At 70.0% G+C, this 19,476-nt stretch carries 21 protein-coding genes; 12 read left to right on the top strand and 9 right to left on the bottom strand.

The annotated features are described in order from the left end of the window. Positions 1–50: 50 nt before the first annotated feature. The 7 genes from V8201_RS09465 (at position 51) to V8201_RS09435 (ending at position 6,974) form a co-directional block, all read left to right on the top strand. Complete coding sequence (locus V8201_RS09465) at positions 51–401, top strand: response regulator (protein WP_037536362.1); 351 nt, start codon at positions 51–53, stop codon at positions 399–401. Between the two features lie 180 nt (positions 402–581). After that, complete coding sequence (locus V8201_RS09460) at positions 582–1,349, top strand: SDR family NAD(P)-dependent oxidoreductase (protein WP_336545127.1); 768 nt, start codon at positions 582–584, stop codon at positions 1,347–1,349. Positions 1,350–1,355: 6 nt separating this feature from the next. Further along, on the top strand, positions 1,356–2,270 hold the full coding sequence (locus tag V8201_RS09455; RefSeq protein ID WP_336545126.1) for a glycoside hydrolase family protein: 915 nt from the start codon (positions 1,356–1,358) through the stop codon (positions 2,268–2,270). A 43-nt stretch (positions 2,271–2,313) separates the two neighbouring features. Beyond that, positions 2,314–4,032, top strand: coding sequence for a dihydroxy-acid dehydratase (gene ilvD, locus V8201_RS09450; protein ID WP_336545125.1), 1,719 nt, complete (start codon positions 2,314–2,316; stop codon positions 4,030–4,032). Then, positions 4,019–4,414, top strand: coding sequence for a hypothetical protein (locus tag V8201_RS09445; protein WP_037536370.1), 396 nt, complete (start codon positions 4,019–4,021; stop codon positions 4,412–4,414). The genes ilvD and V8201_RS09445 overlap by 14 nt, the downstream gene beginning before the upstream one ends. After that, a complete protein-coding gene (locus V8201_RS09440; protein WP_336545124.1) occupies positions 4,411–5,793 on the top strand; it encodes an NAD(P)H-hydrate dehydratase in 1,383 nt (460 codons plus the stop codon). Before V8201_RS09445 ends, V8201_RS09440 begins: the two co-directional genes overlap by 4 nt. Next, on the top strand, positions 5,790–6,974 hold the full coding sequence (locus V8201_RS09435; protein ID WP_336545123.1) for a class I SAM-dependent RNA methyltransferase: 1,185 nt from the start codon (positions 5,790–5,792) through the stop codon (positions 6,972–6,974). Before V8201_RS09440 ends, V8201_RS09435 begins: the two co-directional genes overlap by 4 nt. Before the next feature lie 465 nt (positions 6,975–7,439). Here V8201_RS09435 and truA read toward each other — a convergent pair whose 3' ends face one another. Beyond that, the gene (gene truA / locus V8201_RS09430; protein WP_037536376.1) at positions 7,440–8,177 is read right to left on the bottom strand and encodes a tRNA pseudouridine(38-40) synthase TruA; all 738 of its coding nucleotides are present in this window, start codon (positions 8,175–8,177) and stop codon (positions 7,440–7,442) included. Next, positions 8,174–9,100, bottom strand: coding sequence for a methionyl-tRNA formyltransferase (gene fmt, locus V8201_RS09425; protein WP_336545122.1), 927 nt, complete (start codon positions 9,098–9,100; stop codon positions 8,174–8,176). Before fmt ends, truA begins: the two co-directional genes overlap by 4 nt. 53 nt (positions 9,101–9,153) lie before the next feature. On the opposite strand from fmt, the gene recR reads away from it, so the two are divergent. The 4 genes from recR (at position 9,154) to V8201_RS09405 (ending at position 12,203) form a co-directional block, all read left to right on the top strand. After that, positions 9,154–9,750 carry a recombination mediator RecR gene (recR, locus tag V8201_RS09420; protein WP_037536379.1) on the top strand — a complete coding sequence of 199 codons (597 nt, stop codon included), beginning with the start codon at positions 9,154–9,156 and terminating at the stop codon, positions 9,748–9,750. Positions 9,751–9,818: 68 nt separating this feature from the next. Then, a complete protein-coding gene (gene def / locus V8201_RS09415) occupies positions 9,819–10,337 on the top strand; it encodes a peptide deformylase (protein WP_336545121.1) in 519 nt (172 codons plus the stop codon). Between the two features lie 178 nt (positions 10,338–10,515). Next, positions 10,516–11,961, top strand: coding sequence for a DNA recombination protein RmuC (locus V8201_RS09410; RefSeq protein ID WP_271298807.1), 1,446 nt, complete (start codon positions 10,516–10,518; stop codon positions 11,959–11,961). An 11-nt stretch (positions 11,962–11,972) separates the two neighbouring features. Further along, positions 11,973–12,203 (top strand): hypothetical protein, encoded by a 231-nt coding sequence (locus V8201_RS09405; protein WP_336545120.1) that lies wholly within the window; start codon positions 11,973–11,975, stop codon positions 12,201–12,203. A 253-nt stretch (positions 12,204–12,456) separates the two neighbouring features. Here the strand turns inward: V8201_RS09405 and V8201_RS09400 are convergent, their stop codons facing one another. From V8201_RS09400 to V8201_RS09370, 7 genes are read right to left on the bottom strand one after another with little or no spacing between them, the layout of a single operon-like run. After that, positions 12,457–13,269, bottom strand: coding sequence for a TrmH family RNA methyltransferase (locus V8201_RS09400; protein WP_336545119.1), 813 nt, complete (start codon positions 13,267–13,269; stop codon positions 12,457–12,459). 39 nt (positions 13,270–13,308) lie between these two features. After that, complete coding sequence (locus V8201_RS09395) at positions 13,309–13,584, bottom strand: HPr family phosphocarrier protein (RefSeq protein ID WP_037536388.1); 276 nt, start codon at positions 13,582–13,584, stop codon at positions 13,309–13,311. Next, positions 13,581–13,988 (bottom strand): PTS sugar transporter subunit IIA, encoded by a 408-nt coding sequence (locus V8201_RS09390; protein ID WP_037536390.1) that lies wholly within the window; start codon positions 13,986–13,988, stop codon positions 13,581–13,583. The genes V8201_RS09395 and V8201_RS09390 overlap by 4 nt, the downstream gene beginning before the upstream one ends. Positions 13,989–14,002: 14 nt before the next feature. Continuing rightward, on the bottom strand, positions 14,003–14,911 hold the full coding sequence (rapZ, locus tag V8201_RS09385; protein WP_037536497.1) for an RNase adapter RapZ: 909 nt from the start codon (positions 14,909–14,911) through the stop codon (positions 14,003–14,005). A gap of 7 nt (positions 14,912–14,918) precedes the next feature. Further along, positions 14,919–15,347 carry an HPr kinase/phosphorylase gene (locus V8201_RS09380; RefSeq protein WP_336545118.1) on the bottom strand — a complete coding sequence of 143 codons (429 nt, stop codon included), beginning with the start codon at positions 15,345–15,347 and terminating at the stop codon, positions 14,919–14,921. Then, positions 15,344–16,915: a sensor histidine kinase gene (locus V8201_RS09375; RefSeq protein ID WP_037536394.1), complete on the bottom strand. Its 1,572-nt coding sequence runs from the start codon at positions 16,913–16,915 to the stop codon at positions 15,344–15,346. Before V8201_RS09375 ends, V8201_RS09380 begins: the two co-directional genes overlap by 4 nt. Beyond that, positions 16,884–17,594: a response regulator transcription factor gene (locus V8201_RS09370; RefSeq protein ID WP_037536395.1), complete on the bottom strand. Its 711-nt coding sequence runs from the start codon at positions 17,592–17,594 to the stop codon at positions 16,884–16,886. Before V8201_RS09370 ends, V8201_RS09375 begins: the two co-directional genes overlap by 32 nt. A gap of 213 nt (positions 17,595–17,807) precedes the next feature. Here V8201_RS09370 and V8201_RS09365 point away from each other — a divergent pair, with 213 nt between their 5' ends. After that, positions 17,808–19,421, top strand: a complete 1,614-nt coding sequence (locus tag V8201_RS09365) for a phosphoenolpyruvate carboxykinase (protein ID WP_336545117.1) — start codon at positions 17,808–17,810, stop codon at positions 19,419–19,421. Positions 19,422–19,476 lie beyond the last annotated feature (55 nt).

Here is a 19,476-nt window from a genome sequence, read left to right as displayed (position 1 = left end):
GGCGAAATCACCTGTTGGCAAGGCGGGACCGGCACGGGTAAGGGCCGATCATGGCTTCTCCTACGCAGATCCTCATCGTCGAGGACGAACCCTTGATCGCGATGATGCTCGAAGACTTCCTCGAAGTGCTCGACAAGACCTCGGCGGGGACGGTCGATACGGTCGCGGGCGCGCTGTCGCGGGTCGCGGACGGCGGCATCGATGCGGCGATCCTCGACGTCAATCTGCGCGGCGGCGAGAAGAGCACGCCGATCGCCGAAGCGCTCGCGGCGCGCGACATCCCCTTCATCTTCGCGACCGGCGGCAGCGACGACAGCGTCGACGCGCAGTTCCGCGACCGGCCGGTCCTGCAGAAGCCCTTCACCATGGACGGTGTCGCCAAGGCGCTCGACGCGCTGTGAGGCGAGGGGGCTCGGCCCCCGGTAACAATTGCCCGCTCCTCGCCCTGATCCTGTCCGTGGACAGGATCCGACCCGCGCGCCTGTCCCGGCGGCTACCCGTCGGATGACGCATTTGTCACCGGAACGATGCGCCCGTCGCCCGCATTGAGCCGCTGATGATGTGTCGAGAGGGGGACTGACGTGACCGATACGCCCATCGCGGTGGTGACCGGCGGTGAATCCGGAATCGGCGCGGCCTGCGTCGCCGCGCTCGCCAGGGCCGGCGCGCGCGTCGCCTTCACCTATTTCCGCGATGCCGCCGCCGCCGCGGCGGTGGTGCAGGCCGCCGGCGGCGAGGCGCAGGCCCATGCCGTCCAGTGCGACGTTTCCAGCGAGGAGGCGGTCGAATCATTGTTCGCCGAAACGGAACGCCGGTTCGGCACCGCCAGCTGGCTGGTCAACTCCGCCGGTCTCAACATGAGCGGCACGCGGCTCGTCGACATGAAGCTCGACCAGTTCGATCGCGTGCTGCGGTCGGACCTGTACGGACCGTTCCTCACCTGCCGCCGCTTCGTCCGAGCGGCCGAGGCGGCCAAGGCGGGCGGCCGGATCGTCAACATCTCGTCGATCCACGAACGCGCGCCGCGCCCCGGCGGCGTCGACTATGATTCGGCCAAGGGCGGCCTCGCGCAGCTGACCGCGACGCTGGCGCTCGAACTGGCGCCGGCGCGGATCGCGGTCAACGGCGTCGCGCCGGGGATGATCCTGACGCCGATGAACCAGCATGCGGTCGAGGATGTCGACTATCGCGCCAAGCTGGAGGCGAACATCCCTTGGGGCCGCGCCGGCACCGCCGACGAGGTGGCGACGCTCGTCGCCTTCCTGCTCTCCCCCGCCGCCGATTATATCACCGGCACCACCGTGACGATCGACGGCGCCCTGTCGCTCGTCATCGCGCAGGGCGCCTGAGCGGCCATGCCGACCTATGCGGTCGAGGCGCTCGACGCCGTCACCATCGCCGCCGGCTCGCCGCTCGACGGCATGGATCTGATGAGCCCGTTCGTCTGGCGCGAGCAGGGCCGCTATCGCATGCTCGTCCGCGGCGTGCCCGATCCGCTCGGCCCGACCGACCCGACCGGCCTGATCGCCAGCGGCTGGAGCGATGACGGTCTCGCCTTCACGCTCGATCCCGTGCTCGCGATCGCGCCGGGGGCGGACGCCGACGAGGCCGATGCCGGCGGCTGCGAGGACCCGACGGTGCTCGTCGACGCGGATGGCGGCTATGTCGTCTATTACACCGGTGTCGACGCGAAGCGGACGCAGGGCGTGTTGATCGCCGCGAGCGGCCCCTCGCTCGACCAGTTGGTCAAGCGCCGCGTCGCGCTCGCGGCCCCGGAGGGCGAGGGCAATATCAAGGAGGCGACGTTCGCGCAGACGCCCGCCGGCGACTGGCGGCTGTTCTACGAATATGCCGCCGTCGAGGAACGCGGCATCGGCGCGTCGCGGATCGGCATCGCGCAGGCTGCGCATCTCGGCGATCCGTGGACGTCGCTCGCCGACCCGTTTCCGATCCGCCCGGAATCCTGGGACAATTGGCATCTGTCGACCGGCCCGGTGTGTCAGCTGCCCGGCGCCGATCCGGTGATGTTCTACAATGGCGCGACGCTCGATGCACGCTGGCGGATCGGCTGGATCAGCTTCTCGCCCGACTTCGCCACCGTCACCGGCCGCGGCCTCGAACCGGTCGTCGTGCCGCCGCCGCCCGAGGATCGCGCCAAGACCGATATCGCCTTCGCCGCCTCGACCGTGATCGAGGACGGGATGATCTCGCTCTACTTTTCGCTGGAGGATCGCATTCTGCGGCGCGCGCGTATCCGATATTACGCGTAACAAGCTTGCGTTGGCGGGGCCTCTCGCGACATAGGGCGTCGCCATGACCCAGTTCGACAAGTCCCGCCTGCCCAGCCGCCACGTCTCCGTCGGTCCCGAACGCGCGCCCCATCGCAGCTATTATTATGCGATGGGCATCGGTGAGGAGGAGATCGCCCGCCCGTTCGTCGCGCTCGCCAGCGCCGGCAACAATTCCGCGCCGTGCAACACGACGCTCGATGCGCAGGCCGATGCGGCACAGGCGGGCGTGGTGCAGGGGGGCGGCCTGCCGCGCCGCTTCAACACCATCACCGTCACCGACGGCATCGCCATGGGCCATCAGGGCATGAAGGCGAGCCTCGTCAGCCGCGAGGTGATCGCTGATTCGGTCGAGCTCAGCGTCCGCGGCCATTGCTATGATGCGCTGGTCGGCTTCGCCGGCTGCGACAAGTCGCTGCCCGGCATAATGATGGCGATGCTCCGCCTCAACATCCCGTCAATCTTCGTCTACGGCGGGTCGATCCTGCCCGGCCGCTTCCAGAACCGCGACGTCACCGTCGTCGACGTGTTCGAGGTGGTCGGCAAATATGCCGCCGGCGCCTGTCCGCTGTCCGAGGTGCACGAGCTCGAAAAGGTCGCCTGTCCCGGCCACGGCGCGTGCGGCGGCCAGTTCACCGCCAACACCATGGCCTGCGTCGGCGAGGCGATCGGGCTCAGCCTGCCCAACAGCAACATGACGCCGGCACCGTATAGCAGCCGCGAGCAGATCGCGATCGCCGCCGGGGCGCAGGTGATGGAACTGGTCGGGCGGCAGTTGCGTCCGCGCGACATCTGCACGCGCGCCGCCTTCGTCAACGCCGCGCGCGTCGTCGCCGCCACCGGCGGGTCGACCAATGCCGCGCTGCACCTGCCGGCGATGGCGAATGAGGCGGGCATCGACTTCGACCTGTTCGACGTCGCCGAAGCGTTCAAGTCGACCCCCTATATCGCCGATCTCAAGCCCGGCGGCCGCTATGTCGCCAAGGACATGTATGAGGCGGGCGGCGTCTATATGTTGATGAAGACGATGCTCGCCGGCGGTCTGCTCGACGGCGACTGCCTGACCGTCACCGGCAAGACGCTCGCCGAGAACATCGACCAGGTGACGTGGAATCCCGACCAGAAGGTGATCTACGACGTCAGGACGCCGATCACCCCGACCGGCGGGGTCGTCGGCCTGCGCGGCAGCCTCGCCCCGGACGGCGCGATCGTGAAGGTCGCCGGCATGCACCGCCTCCAGTTCGAAGGACCGGCGCGCTGCTTCGACCGCGAGGAGGACGCCTTCGCCGCGGTCGAGGCGCGCTCGATCGCCGAGGGCGAGGTGATCGTCATCCGCTACGAGGGGCCGAAGGGCGGCCCCGGCATGCGCGAGATGCTCTCGACCACCGCCGCGCTCTACGGCCTCGGCATGGGCGAGAAGGTCGCGCTGATCACCGACGGGCGTTTCTCTGGCGGGACGCGCGGCTTCTGCATCGGCCACGTCGGCCCCGAGGCGGCGGACGGTGGCCCGATCGCGCTGGTCGAGGACGGCGATCCGATCCGCATCGATGCCGAGGCGGGGACGATCGACCTGCTCGTCGCCGACGACGTGCTCGCCGCCCGCCGCGCCGCCTGGACGCCGCGGGTGAACGATTATGGGTCGGGCGCATTGTGGCGCTATGCACAGAATGTCGGCCCGGCCTGGCAGGGCGCCGTCACCCATCCCGGCGCCAAGGCCGAAACGCACGTCTATGCGGATATCTGACCGCGGCGCGGCGGTGGCGGCTCTGCTGCTGCTCGCCGCCTGCGGGGACCGGACGACGGACGGCAACCGGCTGGCCGCGGTCGAATCGGAACAGGCTGCTGCGGCGGCGGACGCCGGCACCGTGCCGTGCGCGCGCGGCGGCGCGGCGCTTGCCTCGGTCTGCACCGTCGATCAGGTGGCGAGCGCGGACGGGCTGGTGCTCACCGTCCGTCATCCCGATGGCGGCTTCCACCGCCTGCTCGTCACCCGCGATGGCCGCGGTGTCGTCGCAGCCGACGGCGCGGAGGCGGCGCGGGTCACCATTCCGGCGTCCGGCCTGATCGACGTCGCGATCGGCGGCGACCATTATCGCTTGCCCGCGACGATCAAGCCGGCGCGATGATCGCCTGCGCCGGCCAGCCGATCCTCACCGCCGAGCAGACTCGCGCCGCCGAGGAGCGCGCGATCCGCGCCGGCCGTTCGGTCGAGGCGCTGATGCAGCGCGCGGGCGAGGGGATCGCCGCCGCGGCGCTGCGCTTCGCCGCCGGGCAGGCCATCCTCGTCGCCTGCGGACCGGGCAATAACGGTGGTGACGGTTATGTCGCGGCGACCCTGCTCGCCGCCAAAGGGCAGCGCGTCCGCGTCGCCGCCTCGTCGCCGCCGCGCACCGCCGCTGCGATGGCCGCGCGGACGCGATGGGCCGGGCCGGTCGAGTCGCTGGAGACTGCCGCACCCGCCGCTCTGCTGATCGACGCCCTGTTCGGCACCGGCGCGCGGCCGCTCGATCCGGTGCAGGACGCGACGCTCGCCCGTCTTGCCGCCGCAGCCCGGCTGATCCTCGCCGTCGACCTGCCGAGCGGCAGCGACGCCGATACCGCCAGCGCGCCCGACTGGGCCCAGGCGCACCCCGCGACGCTGACGCTGGCGCTCGGCGCTCTCAAGCCGGCCCACGTCCTCCATCCTGCCGCCGGAGCATGCGGCGCGGTGCGGCTGATCGATCTCGGCCTTCCCGCCGATGCGGCGGTCGCCGTCGCCTCCGCTCCGCAGCTGCCGGAGCCCGGTCCGACCTCGCACAAATATACCCGCGGCATGGTGGCGATCGTCACCGGCGCGATGGCGGGCGCGGCGCGGCTCGCCGGCATCGCCGCGTTGCGGAGCGGCGCCGGCTATGTCGCGCTCTACGGGGACGCCGGGCAGGGCGGCCCCGCCGCCATCGTCCACCGCGACTATGATGCGGAAGCGCTCGCCGAATCGAGGATCGGCGCGGTGCTGATCGGCCCGGGCCTCGGCCGTGATACGCAAGCGCGCGACCGCCTGACGGCGCTGCTCGCCGGCGACCGGCCGCTGGTGATCGACGGGGACGCGCTGCACCTCACCGACCCCGGGAGCCTGCGCGCGCGGCGCGCGCCGGTCGTGCTCACGCCGCACGCGGGCGAGTTCCAGGCGCTGTTCGGCACGCCCGCCGGCTCTTTGCTCGATCAGGCCCGTGCCGCCGCCGCAGCCGCGGGGGCGATCGTCGTGCTCAAGGGCGCGACGACGACCGTCGCCGACGCCGCCCGCTGTCGCGTCCATCCGCACGGCAATCCCTGGCTGTCGACCGCCGGGAGCGGCGACGTGCTTGCCGGGACGATCGCCGCGCAGCTCGCCCATCCGCGCGCCGATCCGTTCGCCGCGGCCGACGCCGGCGTCTGGCTGCACGCGCGTGCCGCGGCGATCGCCGGCCGCAGCTTCCTTGCCGACGACTTGGCAAATGCGCTGACCGCGGTCAGAGCGAGCGCATGACCTCCGACACCATCTTGCGCGTCGCGGCCCGCGGCGACGGCGTCACCGCCGACGGCCGCCACGCCGCCTTCGCCGCCCCCGGCGATTCACTCCACGCGGACGGTACGCTGAGCCACGGCCCGCATCATCAGACGCCGCCGTGCCGCCACTTTCCCGAATGCGGCGGCTGCCAGCTCCAGCACCTCGACGACGAGGCCTATGCCGCCTTCGTCACCGACCGGGTGGCGAGCGCGCTCGCCGGGCAGGAGCTCGCCGCCGATCTGCGTGCGCCGCTCGTCTCGCCGCCCGACACGCGCCGCCGCGCGACGCTGCACGCCGAGGCGAAGGGCGGTCGCATCCTGCTCGGCTTCACCGCCGAGAAGAGCCACGCCATCGTCGACCTGCGCGAATGCCATGTGCTCGCCCCGGCGCTGTTCGCGATCGTCGCGCCGTTGCGCGGCCTGCTCCAGTCGCTCGGCTTCCGCCGCCGCGGCGACGTCCATCTGACGCTCGCCGATCAGGGGCTCGACGTGATGGTGAGCAACCTCACCGCCGACGGGCTCGATGCGGCGGAGGCGATCACCGCCTTTTGCGAACGCCACGGCGTCGCGCGCTTCACGATCGACGGCGGCTATGGGCTGGAGACCCGGTGGGAGCCGCGGCCGGTGACGATCACGCTCGGCGGGCAGCCCGTGCCGCTGCCGCCGGCGAGCTTCCTCCAGGCGACGCAGGAGGGCGAGGACGCGCTCGTCGCGGCGATGCGCGAGGCGACGCAGGGCGCAGGCACGATCGCCGATCTGTTCGCCGGGCTGGGCACCTTCTCGCTTGCGCTGCCGGCGCGCGTCTATGCCGCGGAGGGTGCGCGCGATGCGCTGGCGGCGCTGAAGGCGGCGGCGGGGCGCGCCCAGTTGCCGGTGTTCACCGAGCATCGCGACCTCTATCGCCGCCCGCTCACCGTCGCCGAGCTCGACCGGTTCGACGCGATCGTCATCGATCCGCCCCGCGCCGGCGCCCGCGACCAGGCCGAGGCGCTCGCCGCCTGTCAGGCGAAGGTGATCGGCTACGTCTCCTGCAACCCGTCGAGCTTCGCGCGCGACGCGCGGCTGCTCGTCGACGGCGGCTGGCGGATCGACTGGGTCCAGCCGGTCGGCCAGTTCCGCTGGTCCACCCACGTCGAGCTGGCGGCTCGCTTCGTGCGGTAGCGTCTTAGCGGCCGGACTTTTTTGGGACGTGAAGTCGGACATCACGCGAAGACGCGAGGAGGTTGCGTTCAGCATCGCCCTGATCGATCCGAAGACTGCGTTCCGGGGCTGTTAGCAAAGGGTTCGCGCAGAGGCGCAGAGGCGCAGAGGACGCGGAGCAGAGGGGCCGAGTTAGGCGGGTGGACCGCTCTACGGGAGCGACAATCTCCGCGCCTCCGCGCCTCCGCGCCTCCGCGCCTCCGCGTGACCCCGCTACTGCAAAATCAGAACGACACACCGCGATCGTAACGGCGTGATCGACCTCACCCGATCCACATCATCTTCGCGTCTTCGCGTCTTCGCGAGAATATTTCACGCGGAGGAGCGGAGGCGCGGAGAGGGTGTGGTCGCGGCGGGTGTCTCGATCCTCACGGGATGAGATGGTCTGCCGTTCGCGAGCCATTCGGCGACCGCTATCGCCGCGCCTTAATACACCGCCGACATGAAGAAGAGCCCGTCCGGCGGGGCGTTGAGCCCGAGCCGGGCGCGATCCCGCGCAGCGAGCGCGTCCGCGACGTCGGCGACCGACCATCGCCCCATGCCGACCAGCGCCAGGCACCCGACCATCGAACGGACCTGATGATGGAGGAAGGAGCGCGCCGCCGCCTGCACCGCGACACGCTCGCCGATCCGCGTCACCGACAGCCGGTCGAGCGTCCGCACCGGGCTGTCCGCCTGGCAATGCGCCGAGCGGAAGGTGGTGAAATCGTGCCGGCCGACCAGCAGCGCCGCCGCCGCCGCCATGGCGTCGCTGTCGAGCGGCTGCGGCACCTGCCACGCCAGTCCCGTTTCCCAGGTCAGCGGCGCCCGGCGATTGACGATGCGATATTCATAGGCGCGGCCGAGGCACGAGAAGCGCGCATGCCAATCGTCCGCCACCGCCTCACAGGCGAGCACCGCCACCGGCGCCGGCCGCAGCCGCGCGTTGAGCGCCTCCATCAGCCGGAACGGCGCGATCGGCTTGGCGATGTCGACGTGCGCGCGCATGCCGAGGCCGTGCACCCCGGCGTCGGTCCGCCCCGCGGCATGGACCGCGGCGCTCTCGCCGGTCACCGCGGTCACCGCCGCCTCCAGCGCCGCCTGCACGCTCGGCCCGTGCTTCTGTCGCTGCCAGCCCATGAAGGGGCGGCCGTCATATTCGACCGTCAGTGCGAACCGCGTCACGCAGCGGTGCCGCCCACCGTGGTACCGCTCGCCACCGGGAAGCCGCGCAGCAGCTCGGCGGTGCTCGTCACCGCGCGTCCGGCGCGCTGCACCAGCGTCGGCCGGATCGCGCCGTCGCCGCAGGCGATCGTCAGGCCCGCGTCGACCGTCGTGCCTTCGCCACCGAGGAAGCTGAACGGCAGCACCTCGGCGGCGAGCAGCTTGACCCGCTCACCCGCGATCTCGCACCAGGCGCCGGGCGCCGGGTTCATCGCGCGGATCAGCCGTTCGACCGCGACGGCACTCTGGGTGAAGTCGATGCGCGCCTCCGCCTTGTCGATCTTGGCGGCATAAGTGACGCCCTCGGCGGGCTGGGCGACCGGCGGATGGGCATCGAGGTCGCCGAGCACCGTGACCATCAGCCGCGCGCCCAGCGCGGCGAGCTCGTCGGTCAGCGCGCCGGCGGTCTTGTGGTCGACGGGGACGCGCCCCTCCAGCCGCACCGGCCCGGTATCGAGCCCGGCTTCCATCTGCATGATGCCGACCCCGGCCTCGGCATCGCCGGCGAGGATCGCTCGCTGCACCGGCGCCGCGCCACGCCAGCGGGGCAACAGCGACCCGTGCACGTTGAGGCAACCGTGGCGCGGCGCCGCCAGCACCGGCTTGGGCAGGATGAGGCCATAAGCGGCGACCACCGCGACATCGGCGTCGAGCGCGGCGAAGGCCGCCTGTTCGGCCGGGTCGCGCAGGCTGACCGGATGCCGCACCGCAATCCCCAGCGCCTCGGCGCGCTGCTGGACCGGCGAGGCGACCGTATCGCGCCCGCGTCGCCCGCCGGGACGCGGCGGCTGGCTGTAGGCCGCGACGACGTCGTGCCCGGCCGCCACCAGCGCATCGAGCGTCGGCACCGCGAAGCCGGGAGTTCCCATGAAGATGATCCGCATGGCCCGTCTTCAACGCGCTGGCGGGCGGCCGCGCAACCCCCTATCTGTTCTGCATGGCCTCTCCCGAAATCGAAGCCCTCACCCAGGCGCTGGCGCGGCTGCCCGGCCTCGGCCCGCGGTCGGCGCGGCGCGCGGTGCTCCACCTGCTCAAGAAGCGCGAGGCGGCGCTCGGGCCGTTGCGCGCCGCGCTGGAGGCGGTGGACGAGCGGCTGGAAACCTGCGCGACCTGCGGCAACGTCGATACCGCCAATCCGTGCGCGATCTGCGCCGATCCCCGCCGCGACGCGCGCGCGCTCTGCGTCGTCGAGGAGGTCGCCGATCTCTGGGCGCTCGAACGTTCGCGGCTGTTCCCCGGCCGCTTCCATGTGCTCGGCGGCCGGCTGTCGGCGCTCGAAGGCGTACGGCCGGAGGATCTCGCGATCGACGCGCTGGTCGCCCGGATTGGGGCGGGCGGCATCGACGAGGTCGTGCTGGCGATGAACGCGACGCTCGAGGGGCAGACCACCGCCCATTATCTCGCCGACCGGATCGAGCAATTCCCGGTCCGCGTCACCCAGCTCGCGCACGGACTGCCGGTCGGCGGCGAGCTCGACTATCTCGACGAGGGCACGCTGGCGCAGGCGCTGCGCGCGCGGCGTCCGGTGGCCTGAACAGCGCCGCGACAGCGCGCGCGCACGCCAATCTTGACGTGCCCCCGCCGCCCACCTAGCTCGACGCCATGGCAGTCCTCTCTATCGTCGAAGTACCCGATCCGCGCCTGCGCCTGATCTCCAAGCCGGTCGACGCGGTGACCGACGACACGCGCGCCTTCGTCGCGGACCTGATCGATACGATGTACGCCGCCAACGGCATCGGCCTCGCCGCGATCCAGGTCGGTGTCGACAGCCGCATCCTCGTCATCGATCTGCAGGACGAGAAGGACGCGGACGACAAGCCGATCAAGGCGCCGCACGCCTATATCAACCCGGAGATCCTGTCGGTCAGCGAAGAGACGAGCAGCTACAACGAAGGCTGCCTGTCGATCCCCGAACAATATGCCGATGTCGCGCGTCCGGCGAGCTGCCGCGTCCGCTGGCTCGACGAGCAGGGGGAAAGCCATGAGGAAGAGCTCACCGGCCTCCTCTCGACCTGCATGCAGCATGAGATCGACCACCTCAACGGCGTGTTGTTCATCGATCATATCAGCCGGCTGAAGCGCGACATGGTGATGAAGAAGCTGGCGAAGATGCGCCGCTGACGCACGAGGCCGGACGGGGCGGGGCCGTCCCGCCGCGGCGATCGTCGGCGCGTCACGGCGCGCTCCGGCCAACAAAGTTCTGTCTTCCTCCCGACGTTCGATCTATGTTCTTTCCGTATTGTTGTTTGTTGGTCACGCCGCCCGGGTTCGCGTCGGGAGGTGACCGTCGGGGAGAGACATGGACTTGACCACGCTCATCATCGCGATCCTCGCGCTTGCCGCCGGCCTGCTGGTCGGCTGGCTGCTCGCCAACCGCAAGGCGGCGACGCTCGCCGCCGATCTCGCGGTGGCGCAGAGCCGGGCGGCGGACCTCGATCTCGTCAGCCGTACCCGCGACGCGGTCGAGCGCGAGCGCAACGAAGCGATGCGCGAGCTGGCCGCGCTGCGCGCGCAGGCGGATGATCGCGCCGCGACCCTCGATGCGCTGCGCGACGAGCTCGCCGCGGTGCGCGCCGACCGCGATGCCGCCCGCACCGGGCTGGCCACCACGCGTGCGCAGATCGAGGCGTTCGAGGCGCGGCTCGTCGACATGCGTGACGCCAAGGAGCAGATGGCGGCGCAGTTCAACGATCTCGCCAACAAGGCGCTGACCGATGCGCAGAAGGCCTTCCTCGACCGCGCCGAGGCACGCTTCCGCCAGTCCGAGGAACTCGCCGGCAACAACCTCAAATCCCTGCTCCAGCCGGTCAACGAACGCCTCGCCCGCTACGAGGAGGGCGTCGCCAAGGTCGAGGCCGAGCGCCGCGACGCCTTCGGCGATCTCAAGGGCCAGATCGAGCAGATGCGGCTCGGCCAGGAGCGCGTGTCGGGTGAGGCGGCCAAGCTGGTCAATGCGTTGCGCAACGCCCCCAAGGCCCGCGGCCGCTGGGGCGAGCAGCAGCTGCGCAACGTGCTCGAAACCTGCGGCCTTGCCGAACATACCGATTTCGCGATGGAGGTCAGCGTCGCCGACGGCGAGGGCGGCCGGTTGCGCCCCGACGCCATCGTCCGCGTCCCCGGCGGCAAGTCGCTGATCATCGATGCCAAGGTCTCGCTCAACGCCTATCAGGATGCGTTCGGCGCGGTCGACGAGGGGGAGCGCCACATCGGCCTGACCGCGCATGCCGCATCGATGCGGGCGCATATCAATGGCCTGTCCGCCAAGGCCTATTGGGCGCAGTTCGACGATACGCCCGAATATGTCGTGATGTTCGTCCCCGGCGAGCATTTCCTCTCCGCCGCGCTCGAACATGATGCGGGGCTGTGGGACTATGCCTTCGACAAAAGGGTGCTGCTGGCGACGCCGACCAATCTCATCGCGATCGCGCGGACGGTGGCGGCGGTCTGGCGGCAGGAGAAACTGGCGACCGAGGCGCGGGCGATCGGGGCGCTCGGCAAGGAACTCTACGACCGGCTCGCCAAGGCGGGCGAGGATTTGCGCAAGGTGGGCGGCGGGTTGACCACCGCGGTCAACAATTACAACAATTTCGTTTCGAGCTTCGAAAGCCGCGCGTTGGTCTCGGCGCGCAAGTTCCGCGACCTCAACATCGAGCCGGGCGCGCGGGAGATCGGCGTCGCGGAACCCGTCGAGGCGCTGGCGCGCTACGGCGAGGAAGCGCTGCGCCTCCCCGATGCGGCGGAATAGAGGAGCGGGTGATGAAGGCCATGTACGACGGCGATGTCATCATGGATCAGGACGGCCGGTTGTCCGGCATGGTCGCGGGTGACGTGATCGTGCGGCCGGGCTGCACCGTGCGGATCAGCGGGATGGTCGGCGGCGACGTCTATGTCGAAGCGGGCGCCTCCGCGCGGATCAGCGGCATAGTCTCCGGCCGGATCGTCAACCGCGGCGGCGCGATTCGCGTCACCGGCATGGTCGGTGGCTAGACTGATCGGCGAGGCATTGATGCGGCGGCTGAAAAACGAGCGGCTGTCCTATCTACGAACGTCGTGATAGCCGAATGGCTCCTTCTCACCGGTGCAGATTTCGAAACGAAAGAGCTTCATTGTTCGATTAACGTGTCCAACTTGTCCATGTCGTCCCGAAATGGGACGGAGAAGCGCCGGTTCGGACGAGGCTTGGGGCAGCTCGCCATCCCCTGGCATGGTTTAGTCTCGCCCCCGGCGGGGACGACGCCATTCAGGCCCGATCGCCCTGGCCGTGCTGCGCCAGCACCTCATAGGCCATCACCGCGGTCGCCACCGCGGCGTTGAGGCTGTCCGCCTTGCCGAGCATCGGGATCTTGACCAGCAGGTTGCACGCCGCGGCATAGTCCGCGGGCATGCCCTGCGCCTCGTTACCGGTCAGCAGGAAGGTCGGCGTGGCATAGCGTGCGGCGCGATAGTCGTGATCGGTATCGAGACTGAGTCCGACGAGCTGGCCCGGCCCCTCGCGCAGCCAGCCGAGGAAAGCGTCCCAGTCGCTGCGCACCACCGGCACGGTGAACAGCGCCCCCATGCTCGCGCGAACCGCCTCGACCGAAAAGGGATCGACGCATTCGCCGATCAGGATCAGCCCGCCCGCGCCGACCGCATCGGCGGTGCGCAGGATCGTGCCGAGATTGCCCGGATCGCGCAGCCGCTCGGCGACCAGCCAGATCGCCGCGCTGCCGCGGTCGAGATCGGCGAGCGTCCGGTCGAACTCGTCGAACACGCCGACCACCGCCTGCGGATTGTCCTTGCCGGACAGCTTGCTGAGGATGTCGGGCGTGGTCTGGATCGATTCGCCGCCCGCCATCTCGACGTCGATCGACAGGGCATGGACCAGCGGATGATCGGCATTGCCCGCCGCGTAGAAGAGGATGCGCGGCAGCCGCCCGGTCTCGCGCGCTTCGGTGAGGATGCGCAGCCCCTCCGCCATGAACTGCCGGGCGCCGCGGCGATGGCGCTTGTCGCGCAGCTCGCGGGCATATTTGACGAGCGGGTTGGAAAAGGCGGTGATCTCACGAGGCATGGCGACTCCCCTCCGCCACGGCGGCGGGTCGGCGCAAGCTCAATCTTCGCCGAACTTGGCCTCGACCAGCTCGCACAGCGCGCCGACCGCCGCTTCGGCCCCGTCGCCGCAGGCGCTGATCGTGATCGCATCGCCCTTGGCGGCGCCGAGCATCATCAGCCCCATGATCGACGTGCCGGTCACCGCGCCATCGTCCTTGCGGACATGCACTTCGACCGGCTGGGTCGAGGCGAGCGTGACGAACTTGGCGCTCGCCCGCGCGTGGAGCCCGCGCTTGTTGGTGATCGTGACGGTGCGGGCGACCTCGTCGCTCATGCCGCCGCCTCGCCTAGCACCTCGGAGGCGACCGAGATGTATTTGCGGCCCGCCTCACGCGCCGCGGCGACCGCCTCGACCACCTTCATCGACTTGCGCGCCGACCCCAGGCGGATCAGCATCGGCAGGTTCATCCCCGCGATCACCTCGACCCGGCCGCGCTCCATCAGCGAGATGGCGAGGTTGGAGGGCGTGCCGCCGAACAGATCGGTGAGCACGATCACGCCGCGCCCGGCATCGACCGCGCCGATCGCCGCGGCGATGTCGGCGCGTCGCTCTTCCATGTCGTCGTCGGGACCGATCGCGATCGTCGCGATGCGATCCTGCGGTCCGACGACGTGGATCATCGCGGTCACGAATTCTTCGGCGAGCCGCCCATGCGTCACCAGAACCAGGCCAATCATCTCAGATACGTTACTCATTTGCTGGCCGGCGGCCCCTCGAGCGAGTCCTGCGGTGCGGCCGCGAGGTCGCGATGCGTGATGGTGGGGGAAAAACCGGCATTACGCAACCGGTAGCCGAGATGCTCGGCGACATGGACCGACCGGTGTCTCCCTCCGGTACAGCCGATCGCGACGCTGACATAGGATTTGCCCTCGGCGCGATAGCGCGGAATCAGCAGTTCGAGCAGGTCGCCGATCTGCGCCATCGCGGCGGGATACGCCGGATCGTCGGCGACATAGGCGCTGACGTCGGCATCGAGTCCGGTGCCCGGACGCAGCGCCGGGTCCCAGTGCGGATTGCGCAGGAAGCGCATGTCGAAGACGAGGTCGGCGTTGCGCGGCAGGCCGCGCGCGAAGCCGAACGACTGGATCGACAGCACCGGTTCGTCGGCACCGGTCCGCGAAAAGGTGGTGCGCACCTGTTGCGCGAGGGCGTTGGCCGACAGGTCGGTGGTATCGATCAGCCGGTTCGCCCAGTCGCGCAAGGGGCGGAGCAGCTCGCGTTCGCGCGCGATGCCGTCGCCCGCCGGCCGGTCGGGCGCGAGCGGATGGCGCCGGCGCGTCTCCGAATAGCGACGCTCCAGCTCCGCTCCCGAACAGTCGAGGAACAGCATGCCGATATCGAGGCCGTGATCGTCGCGCAGCAGCCGGATCCGCTCGACGATCCGGGTCGGATCGAAATCGCGGGTGCGGGCGCCGATGCCGATCGCCAGCGGCTGGCTGTCGTCCGCGGTGGCGGCGGCGAGCGGCGCGTCGAGCAGCCGGTCGAGCAGCACCAAGGGCAGATTGTCGACCACCTCCCAGCCGAGGTCTTCGAGCGTTTTCAGCACCGTCGATTTGCCGGCGCCGGACAGGCCGGTGACGAGCAGGATATCCTTGGTCATCATACCCTCATTCCGGCGTCGCCTCGGGCTGGCGCAGCGCCCATTCGATCTTCAGCGGCGTGGCGGCGTGGAAGGCATCGAGCGCGATCTCGCGCACCGCGATTCCCGCCAGCGTCCGCGTCGCGCGCTCTGGCATGCGCGAGGGGGGCACGTCGAGCCGGACGATCAGTGCGACCGGCACCGCATCGCGCGACGCCATCCGGACGATGCCGATCCCGCGCACTTCGATCTGCCCGCGGATCGTCGCCGGCGCGCTGGCGAGCACGGTGGCGTCGACGCGCGCCAGCACCGTCTGATCGTCGCTCACCAGCGTCGCCCCGCGGTCGATCAGCCGCAGCGCGAGGTCGGACTTGCCGGCCCCCGGCGGTCCTTCGAGCAGCACGGCGCGGTCGCCGATCGCGACGCAGGTCGCATGGCGGCGCTCGGACCCGGTCATGACGGTTCGAGCGGCAGGCGGACGACGAAGCGCGCGCCGCCGAGCCGGTCCTCACGCGACTCGACCAAGATGCTGCCCTGATGCGCCTCGACGATCGTCCGCGCGATGGCGAGGCCGAGCCCCGAATGCTGGCCGAACGCCTCGCTTTCCGGGCGGATCGACTGGAAGCGGCGGAAGATCGCCTCGCGCGCCTCCTCGGGCACGCCGGGGCCTTCGTCCTCGACGCGGATGATGAGATCGGCGTCGTCGCGGGTGACGGCGATGGCGATCAGCGCGCCGTCGGGGGAGAAGGAGAGGGCGTTGTCGATCAGATTGTCGAACACGCGTTCGAGCCGCGCGCCCTCGCCGAGCGTGACCAGCGGCGCACCGACCTGATCGAAGCGCAGCCGCACCCCGCGCTCGACGCCGCGCGACAGGCGCTGCGCGACGAGCGCTGCGAGCATCTCGGCGACGTCGATACTCTCGAACTTGGCGCGGCTGAGCTGCGCGTCGAGCCGCGAGGCTTCGGAGATGTCGGTGATCAGCCGGTCGAGCCGATGCACGTCGTCGCGGACGATCGACAGCAAGCGCGCGCGCAGCTCCGGATCGCGCACCGCGTCGAGCCCTTCGACCGCCGAACGCAGCGAGGCGAGGGGGTTCTTCATCTCATGCGTCACGTCGGCGGCGAACGCCTCGGTCGCGTCGATCCGTGCCCGCAGCGCGAGGCTCATGTCGGACAGCGCGCGGGCGAGGCTGCCGATCTCGTCCCGGCGGGACGGCAGACGCGGCACGACGACCTCGCGTGCGCGACCCAGCCTGACCCGCACCGCGGCGCGCGCCAGCCGGCGCAGCGGCCGCACGATCGTCCGCGCGAGGAACAGCGACAGCAGCACCGAGACGACCGTCACCAGCAGCAGCACGATGCTGAGCCGGAAGCGCTCGATCCGCACCGTCTGGGTGATGTCGCGAGCGTTGATCGTCGTCATCACCACCGCCCCATCGGGGAGCGGCGCGGCGGCGGTGATCACCGGCGTGCGGTCCGGCGCGCGCCAGACGCTCGCCGAGGTCGCGCCGGTGCGGGCGACGCGGACGTCGGGCCATTGCCCGCCGTCGGCGCGCTCGCGGTAGAGCGGCGTGCGTGCGGCGCCGACGATGATGTCGATCCCGGCATCGAGCCAGCGCGCGACGACCTGATCCCAGTCCTGTTTGTCGGGATCGAGCAGCACCGCGTTGCGCGAGCCGAGCCGCCGGCTGTCCGCGATCGTCCGTCCGGCGGCATCGAAGGTGCGCAGCCGCGCATGCGTATCGTGCGCCAGCCGCAGCAGCATCTCGTCACGCTGCCCCGCCGGCACCATCGCCAGCGCCTCGCCGATCAGCCGCGCCTCGCGGCTCGCCTGTTCGACGCGGCTGTCGACGATGCGGCTGCGGTAGGAATCGAGATAGAAGAAGCCGCCGGCGAGCAGCAGCAGCGCGATGATATTGACCGCGAGGATGCGCCGGGTGAGCGAGATCTGCCCCGACCAGCGCAAGGCGAGGTCGGCGCCCTCGCCGCGCGCGTCACTCTTCGGAGAATCGGTAGCCGGCGCCATACAATGTCTCGATCGCGTCGAAGGTGGCATCGACCTGGCGGAACTTGCGGCGCAGGCGCTTGATGTGGCTGTCGATGGTCCGGTCGTCGACGTAGATGTCGTCGTGATAGGCGGCATCCATCAGCTGGTTGCGCGTCTTGACGATCCCCGGTCGCTGCGCGAGCGTCTCGAGGATCAGGAATTCGGTAACCGTCAGCGTCACCGGTTCGCCGGCCCACAGGGTGCGATGCCGCGCCGGGTCCATCGACAGCCGCCCGCGGACGAGCGGTTCGACCGCTCCCGCCGCAGCCGGGTCCTCGGCGGCACTCGCCGTCACGTCGGTGCGGCGCAGGATCGCGCGGATGCGGGCGATCAGCAGCCGCTGGCTGAACGGCTTGGCGATATAATCGTCCGCGCCCATCGCGAGGCCCAGCGCCTCGTCGAGTTCGTCGTCCTTGCTGGTCAGGAAGATCACCGGGATCTGGCTCTTCTCGCGCAGCCGGCGCAGCAGCTCGAGTCCGTCCATCCGCGGCATCTTGATGTCGAAGATGGCGAGGTCGGGTGGATTGTCGGTCAGGGCCTTGAGCGCGGTCTCGCCATCCGAATAGACGCGGGTGAGAAACCCTTCGGTCTGCAATGCGATCGAGACCGAGGTCAGGATATTGCGGTCGTCGTCGACCAGCGCGATCGTCGCGGTCATGCGGGGAAAGCCCTTGCCACCATCGCATCGCGGTACGGCAAAGCGGCGCGCGGCTCAACCGCGCCGTCGCGGCAAACGCTTCGTCCCAAAGCGGTTCATCTGCGTCGCGTGGCAGTTTGACGCTACGGCCGTGCCTGCCTATGGCTCGGCTTCCACCGGCGTGCGTGCAGACCCTCCCCAGGATGCGCGCGCCGGGTCGATTGCATTGGGAGGATGTACGTGAACGAGCGCATTCCGCACGCGGATCTCGCCAGCCAGGGTTTCGAGACCCGGGCCGACTGTCACTGGAATCTGGTCACCGCACGGCTCGTCGAGGCTGCGGTCGCGCGCGGCGAAGGCAAGCTCAGCGCCGACGGTCCGCTGGTCGTCGAGACCGGCGCGCACACCGGCCGCTCGGCGCAGGACAAGTTCATCGTCCGCGACACCGAGACCGAGGACAGCGTCTGGTGGGGCAAGTCGAACAAGGGCATGGCGCCCGACCATTTCGCCGCGCTGAAGGCCGATTTTCTCGCCGCGCTGCGCGACAAGGAGCATCTGTTCGTCCAGGACCTGTACGGCGGCTCGCAACCCGAGAACCGGGTGCGCGTCCGGGTGATCAACGAACTCGCCTGGCATAATCTGTTCATCCGCACGATGCTGGTGCGGCCCGAGGAGCGCGAGCTGCGCGATTTCGCGCCCGAATATACGATCATCGACCTGCCGAGCTTCCGCGCCGATCCCGCGCGTCACGGCACCCGCACCGAGACGGTGATCGCGGTCAATTTCACCGAGAAGCTGATCCTGATCGGCGGCACGCGCTATGCCGGCGAAATGAAGAAGTCGGTCTTCGGCCTGCTCAACTATCTGCTGCCCCGCACGGGGGTGATGCCGATGCATTGCTCCGCCAATATGGGGGCGGACGGATCGACCGCGGTGTTCTTCGGTCTGTCGGGCACCGGCAAGACGACGCTCAGCGCCGACGCCAGTCGTACCCTGATCGGCGACGACGAACATGGCTGGTCGGATACCGCCGTGTTCAACTTCGAGGGCGGCTGTTACGCCAAGATGATCCGCCTGTCGCCCGATGCCGAGCCCGAGATCTTCGCGACCACCAAGCGCTTCGGCACCGTGCTCGAAAATGTCGTGATGGACCCGGTCACCCGCCAGCTCGACCTCGACGACAACAGCCTCGCCGAGAACAGCCGCGGCGCCTATCCGATCGACTTCATCCCCAATGCGTCGAAGGACAATATGGGCGGCGTGCCGCGGACGATCGTCATGCTCACCGCCGATGCCTATGGCGTGCTGCCGCCGATCGCCAGGCTGACGCCGGATCAGGCGATGTACCATTTTCTGTCGGGCTATACCGCGCGCGTCGCCGGCACCGAGATCGGCGTCACCGAGCCCGATGCGACCTTCTCGACCTGCTTCGGCGCGCCGTTCATGCCGCGTCATCCGTCGGTCTACGGCAATCTGCTGAAGGAGCGGATTGCCAGGGGTGGGGTCGAGTGCTGGCTGGTCAATACCGGTTGGACGGGCGGCAAATACGGCACGGGCCACCGCATGCCGATCAAGGCGACGCGGGCGCTGCTCAACGCGGCGCTCGACGGCAGCCTCGGCCAGGCCGAGTTCCGCACCGATCCCAATTTCGGCTTTGCGGTACCGGTGGCGGTGCCCGGGGTCGATCCGGCGATCCTCGATCCGCGAAGCACCTGGGCGGACAAGCATGCCTATGACGCGACCGCGGCGAAGCTCGTCGACCTATTCGTCGAGAATTTCGCGCAATTCGCCGACCACGTCGACGCCGGCGTTCGCCGGTCGGCGCCGAAGGTCACCGAAACGGCATGATGCTGTCACGGTAGCTTCGCAGGAACGACCATGCGCCGTCACAAAGACGGCGCAT

Source organism: Sphingomonas kyungheensis (genome assembly GCF_037120395.1).
Taxonomy (GTDB): domain Bacteria; phylum Pseudomonadota; class Alphaproteobacteria; order Sphingomonadales; family Sphingomonadaceae; genus Sphingomonas; species Sphingomonas kyungheensis.
This window is presented reverse-complemented; position numbering and strand designations above follow the sequence as displayed.